This is a genomic window from Pseudomonadota bacterium (assembly GCA_030860485.1).
In the GTDB taxonomy this organism is placed as follows: Bacteria; Pseudomonadota; Gammaproteobacteria; order JACCXJ01; family JACCXJ01; genus JACCXJ01.
This window is the reverse complement of record JALZID010000257.1, coordinates 1-5,866: the sequence shown is the minus strand read 5'-3', so window position 1 is coordinate 5,866 and position 5,866 is coordinate 1. Positions and strand designations below refer to the sequence as shown.

The following is a 5,866-nucleotide window of genomic DNA, read 5'->3' as shown; positions in this document are numbered from 1 at the left end:
CTCGCCCACAAGCTCCACAGGCTCACCAACAAAATTACAGAAAGAATGATGCACTAACCCAATCCACACTCCGAGTGTTCAACTAACGCTGGAACTTGGGTGTTCAATTAACGCTGGTACTTCACCTATGAGGGCTACGCAAGTGAGCGGAATTGAAGATCTCAAGCCCAACCATCCGTTGGCCGGCTTCCGCAACGTAGCAAAAGTCCTCGAACGTCCGAAGCGCCGCTACTGGTGCTGCTTCTCACTGGGATGATTGAACACCCCGCAGGCCGAGGTATGAGATGGCGGGATCGCTTGCTATCTCTCCCTGGTAAGGATAGGGATTTCAATGCGAGTTGTCAACAGGCAATGTATCGTCGTACGGGCCGGGCGGTGATTGGACAGTCCGTCCGCGGCGGGGGCAGATGCGCTCAGTTCGGGCGGTCCCGTTGGGTTGGCGGCCCGGCCTTTAGCACGATTTTGCGATCACCTGGCAACTGCGCCTGCTTGGCCTTGGTCAGCTTCCCATGTACGTTGATAGAACAAACTTTGATTTGTTGGATCGTGGTGATATTATTATTAACCTTTGCTGATGATTTCGGTAAAAAATAGGCACATGGGCGGCATAGGCTCGGGCAACTGGTATCGATGGGACAAGAAGGACACGGTAGAGGATTGCAGGTCCCTTGACGTGCGGCGATGGTAGCGGGATGGGCTCCTTATGCCGGGCAGCGGTTTAGCTGGCAGAGGCGGGGACGGTGGCGAACATCGCGGTTCGCGTAGAGGCTGGCTGCGTCTTCCTGTCCTACCGATTCCAACGCAACGGCGCAGAGTGGGAGCACGTCGACGAGCCGGTGGCGCTGGACACGACCCCATGCAACTACAGGGGCGAGCCCGCTCCCGTTGGGAGAACGGATCTCAGGGGGCGATTTATCACCGTGGGCCGTATAAAATCTGCAATCGCGAAGCTTTTCTCCGAATGTCATTCCTGGCAGTAACCTGCCCTGCCCCATGAGCATCGAGACGCCCTTGCCGGTCGGCGACTTCATCGATCGCCTCACCATCCTCGACATCAAGTCGGAGCGCGTGGAAGACCCGGTAAAGCTCCGTAATATCGAGCGCGAGCGCGCCGCGCTCCGCCGGATCTGGAGCGATTCCACCTATTTTGGCACGTCTATCGAGGGCGAGCAAAGAGAGCTCAAGCTTGTCAACGCCGAGCTCTGGGAGGTCGAGGAGCGTATCCGCATCAAGGAACAGCGGGGTGAGTTCGACCGCGAGTTCATCGCGTTGGCTCGCAGTATCTACCGGCTCAACGATTGGCGCGCGCGAGTCAAACGCGCCATCAACCTCAAGCTCGGCTCCGATCTCATCGAGGAGAAGTCCTACCACGGACAGGGTGCTTCACCATGACGGGCCCCGACCCGACGGAACGGATCCTCGTCGTCTCGCTCAGCAACGTCGGCGATGCCGTCATGACCACCCCGGTCCTGGAGGCCTTGCACCGGCGCTATCCCGCGGCCGTGATCGACATCGTCGGGGATCGGCGCTCCAGTGGGTTGTTCGAATTCTGCCCGTATCGCGGCCACATCTTCCACAAGCACAAACGCGGTGGTGTCGGGGGGCTCTTGCGTTTGCTACGGGACCTGCGGCGGACGCGCTATGAGCTGGTCGTCGATCTCCGCACCGACGGCCTGGCCTATTTGCTCAGGGCCCGGCGGCGCGTGACGAAATGGGGAGCGCGACCTCCTCGGGGCCCGCATGCCATCGAGCGTCTGTTCGCCACCGTGGGCCCGCTCTTCGGCACAGAGCCCATCCCCGCGACACGATTGTGGCTCGATGACGGCTTAGAGGCCGCAGCCGCCCGGATGCTTCAGCCGCTACCGCCCGGGCCTTGCCTGGCGCTCGGGCCCGGTGCCAAATGGCCGCCCAAGACCTGGCCTTCGGGGCGGTTCGTCGAGATGGTCGAGGCCGTGCGAGACCTGTTCGCCGGGGTCGTGATCCTGGGAGGTCCAGGGGATACAGGGAGCGCCCTGCGGGTCGCGGCGGGGATCCGCCTGCCATGCGTGAACCTCTGCGGTCGCACCAGCCTCCTCGAAGACTGCGCGGTGCTCACGCGCTGTGCCGTCTTCGTCGGCAACGACTCGGGCGCCGGTCACATGGCGGCCGCGCTCGAGACCGCCACCCTCACGGTGTTCGGCCCGACCGATCCGCTCTGCTTTCACCCCTGGGGGGCGCGCGCCGCCTGGGTGGTCGCCCCGGGCGGCGAGCTCGCGGCGCTCACCGGTAGCGCGGTCGCCGAACGCCTGCGCGAACAGTTCTTCCGCCCCTGCGGTGCCTCCGGATGATCCCCTCGGCACACCTCATCGCCAGCCGGCGGCCGGGCGGGGCAGAGGGCTTTTACTGTCGGCTGGTGATGGCGCTTGCGGCCGAGGCCTGGCCGGTCCATGCCGTCCATCCCCCCGGCAGCGCCGTGGGATCGGCCCTGGGCGGTGCCGTGTCCCGGTTCGAGATCCCCATGCTCGGGACTTGGGACATCCTGGCGCGTCGTCGGATAGCGCGCCTCTTGCGGCGCCTCGCCATCCCGATCGTCCAGACCTACCTTGGGCGCGCGAGCCGCTTGACGCGTCTCGGGGGCCGCCCCGGCCCGATCCACCTGGCGCGCCTCGGGGGCTACTACGACCTCGACCACTATCGACACGCCCACGCCTTCGTGGCCGTGACCCAGGGCCTCTGCGACCACCTGGTGCAGAACGGGATCCCGGCCGGGCGCGTCTTTCACATCCCGAACTTCGTGGAGGTACCGAAGCCGGAGGGCGGGGGCCGTCTCGGGTATTGGCGCGAGCGCCTCGGCCTGCCGCAAGAGGCCTGGGTGGTGGTGACGGTCGGCCGCCTGCACCCGATCAAGGGTCTCGATGTGCTGCTCGCGGCACTGGCCCGCGCCCCCGGCTACATCGAAGACTGGCCGGTGCACCTGGTTATCGTCGGGGACGGGCCGCTGCGCGCGGCGCTGGAGCAGGAGGCCCATGCCCTCGGGCTCTCCGGGCGGGTGCATTTCGTCGGCTGGCAGATAGATCCCGGTCCGTATTACCGAGCCTGCGATCTGGTGGTATGTGCCTCGCGCCAGGAGACCTTCGGAAACACCGTCCTGGAGGCCTGGGCCTACGGTCGGGCCGTGCTCTCGACCCGCACGGCGGGCCCCCTGGAGATCATCACCCACGGGGAGGACGGCTCACTGGTCGCGGCCGAGGACCCGGCGGCCCTCGCGCAGGGGCTCGAACGACTGCTCAAGGACCTAGGCGCCCGCCACGACCTCGGCGAGGCCGGCAGGAAGCGACTGGCCCTCGATTTCAGCCGCGAACGGATCGTGCAGCGATATCAGGCGCTCTACGAGGTCCTGGCAGGCGGCTAGCCTGGCCCCCCTTCACCCCTTCCCTTAATTAAGGCTCACCCCTTGAGGCGCACTACCCGCGACACCGGTTGGGTTGTGCGCACCGAGCGGATCACGCGCGCCAGGTGGTGGCGGTTGCGGACCGCGACGACCAGGCTCAGGCCGGCCGAGCCCTCATCACGCTCTGACATACCGACGAACTCGATGTTGGCATCCTCCTTCGCGACCGCGGCCGCGATGGTCGCGAGCGCCCCGCGCTGGTTTCTGGCCTCGAGTCGGATCGCCACCGGGAACTCGGCATCGATGTCGCCGCCCCACTCGACATCCACCCATTTCTCCGGGTGGTTCTTGAACTCCGCGACGTTCTTGCAAGTGCGGCGATGGATCACGATGCCCCGACCGGCCGAGACGTAACCGAGGATGGCATCGCCCGGGATCGGATAGCAGCACTTCGGAAACGACACCACCATCCCCTCGGTGCCCTTGATCGCGAGCGGCAGCGCCGTTCTGGCCGCGGGCGCCGCTTCCCCCGCGCTCGCGGGGATGAGGTGGCGGGCGACGATCGGCGCGGGCCGCTTGCCGAGACCTATGTCCTCCAGGAGCGCATCGGTGCTCTTGAGGTGGAGATCGGTGAGCGCGGCCTCGATGCCTGCGGCGGCCAGATGCTCTAGCGCCGTCCCGAAGCGCTCCAGCTCCCGGTTCAGCAGGCGCCGCCCGAGATCGCAGGCCTCATCCCGCTCGAGGTCCTTGAGGAAGCTGCGGATGTGCGATCGAGCCTTGGCGGTGACGACGAAGTTGAGCCAGGCGGGGCTCGGGGCCGCACCCGGCGCGGTGATGATCTCAACCGTCTGACCGTTGATGAGCGCGCTGCTGAGCGGCGCCAGGCGGCGGTCGATGCGCGTCGCGACGGCACGGTTGCCGATCTGGGTGTGCACCATATAGGCGAGGTCCACGGCGGTCGCCCCGCGGGGGAGCTTGATGATGTCGCCCTTCGGGGTGAACACGTAGACCTCGTCGGGGAAGAGGTCCATCTTGACGTTTTCCAGGAACTCCACCGAGTTCCCCGCCTCGCGCTGGATGTCGAGGATCCCCGTGAGCCACTCGCGCGCCTTGCTTTGGGCCGAGTTGCTGGCGCTCTCTCCGGACTTGTACTGCCAGTGGGCCGCGATCCCGCGTTCCGCGACGGCGTCCATGTCCTCGGTGCGGATCTGGACTTCGATAGGCACCCCGTGGGGACCGAACAGGACCGTGTGCAGCGACTGATAGCCGTTGGCCTTGGGGATGGCGATGTAGTCCTTGAACTTGCCGGGGACCGGCTTGAAAAGCTGATGGACGGCGCCGAGGGTCCGATAGGCGGTGTCGGCGGTGTCGGCGATGATGCGGAATCCGTAGACATCGAAGACCTCCGAGAACGGCAGCTTTTTGGCTTGCATCTTCTTGAAGATGCTGTACAGGTGCTTCTCCCGGCCCGAGACCTCGCCGGTCAGGCCCTCCTGCCGCAGGCGGCGGCGGATCGAGCGCAGGATCTGGTCGACCAGCGCCTTGCGGTGGCCGCGGGCCCTTTGAACGGCCTTGGACAGCACCCGATGGCGTTTCGGGTACAAGGCCGCGAAGCCCAGATCCTCGAGCTCCAGGCGCACACTGTTGATACCGAGCCGCTGCGCGATGGGCGCATAGATGTCGAGCGTCTCGCGTGCCACGGCGCGCCGCTTGTCCGCCGCCAGCGCGAATACCGTGCGCATGTTGTGCAGACGATCGGCGAGCTTGACCAGGATCACGCGGATGTCGTGGGTCATGGCGAGCAGCATCTTGCGGAAGTTCTCGGCCTGTGCCTGGGCGTAGGACTCGAACTCCATCTGCGTGAGCTTGCTGACGCCATCGACGAGCGTGGCCACGTCCGCGCCGAAGCCCTTGCGCAGATCGTCCTTGAGCGTGGGGGTGTCCTCGAGCACGTCGTGCAAGACGGACGCGATCAACGTGTCGCGGTCCATGCGCATCTCGGCCAGGAACCCGGCCACGGCCAGGGGGTGGTGGATGTAGGGCTCGCCGCTCAGGCGCCGTTGGCCGGCATGGGCCTTGGCGCCGAACTCACAGGCGCGGCGTAGGTCCTCGATCTCGGTGGGTTTGAGGTACGTGCCGGCACGCCGGCACAGGTCCTCGATCTCGGGTGCCGAGACCTCCGGGGGAACGGGCGAGGCCAGCGGCCTCGCAGACCACAGGGACGGCAAGGACAGCGGCCAGAGCTTCATCGCCATGGAGGCTCACTCAGAGCTTGTGAAAAAATCGTCGCGAGCGAAGGGAGGTCGCGTTCCGCCGGAGCGCAGGAACCGGAGTGTATATTGAAATACATGAGGATTCCGAGCACCGCCGGAACGCGAGATCCCGAGCGCAGCAGATTTTTTCACAAGCTCTGAGTCCATCCCGTCGGACTCAGCCCGTGGGGTCGTTGAACACCGAGAAGGGGTCCTCGCCTTTCTCCTTGGCCTCAATGACGTC

4 protein-coding genes are annotated in these 5,866 nt (G+C 65.6%); 3 read left to right on the top strand and 1 reads right to left on the bottom strand.

What is annotated here, in order from left to right; all coding sequences use genetic code 11:
* Window positions 1-993: 993 nt before the first annotated feature.
* From M3461_15865 to M3461_15855, 3 genes are read left to right on the top strand one after another with little or no spacing between them, the layout of a single operon-like run.
* Entirely contained in the window at window positions 994-1,392 is a 399-nt protein-coding gene (locus tag M3461_15865; GenBank protein ID MDQ3775712.1) for a DUF6165 family protein, read from the top strand.
* Window positions 1,389-2,327 (top strand): glycosyltransferase family 9 protein, encoded by a 939-nt coding sequence (locus M3461_15860; protein MDQ3775711.1) that lies wholly within the window; start codon window positions 1,389-1,391, stop codon window positions 2,325-2,327. Before M3461_15865 ends, M3461_15860 begins: the two co-directional genes overlap by 4 nt.
* Entirely contained in the window at window positions 2,324-3,391 is a 1,068-nt protein-coding gene (locus M3461_15855) for a glycosyltransferase (GenBank protein MDQ3775710.1), read from the top strand. The genes M3461_15860 and M3461_15855 overlap by 4 nt, the downstream gene beginning before the upstream one ends.
* 35 nt (window positions 3,392-3,426) lie before the next feature.
* On the opposite strand, the gene M3461_15850 is transcribed toward M3461_15855, so the two are convergent.
* Complete coding sequence (locus tag M3461_15850) at window positions 3,427-5,625, bottom strand: bifunctional (p)ppGpp synthetase/guanosine-3',5'-bis(diphosphate) 3'-pyrophosphohydrolase (GenBank protein MDQ3775709.1); 2,199 nt, start codon at window positions 5,623-5,625, stop codon at window positions 3,427-3,429.
* Window positions 5,626-5,866 lie beyond the last annotated feature (241 nt).

Bases quoted from the DNA above. Each gene is read 5' to 3' on its own strand.
- M3461_15855 (MDQ3775710.1), top strand. From the start codon at position 2,324: ATGATCCCCTCGGCACACCTCATCGCCAGCCGGCGGCCGGGCGGGGCA.
- M3461_15860 (MDQ3775711.1), top strand. From the start codon at position 1,389: ATGACGGGCCCCGACCCGACGGAACGGATCCTCGTCGTCTCGCTCAGC.
- M3461_15865 (MDQ3775712.1), top strand. From the start codon at position 994: ATGAGCATCGAGACGCCCTTGCCGGTCGGCGACTTCATCGATCGCCTC.
- M3461_15850 (MDQ3775709.1), bottom strand. From the start codon at position 5,625: ATGGCGATGAAGCTCTGGCCGCTGTCCTTGCCGTCCCTGTGGTCTGCG.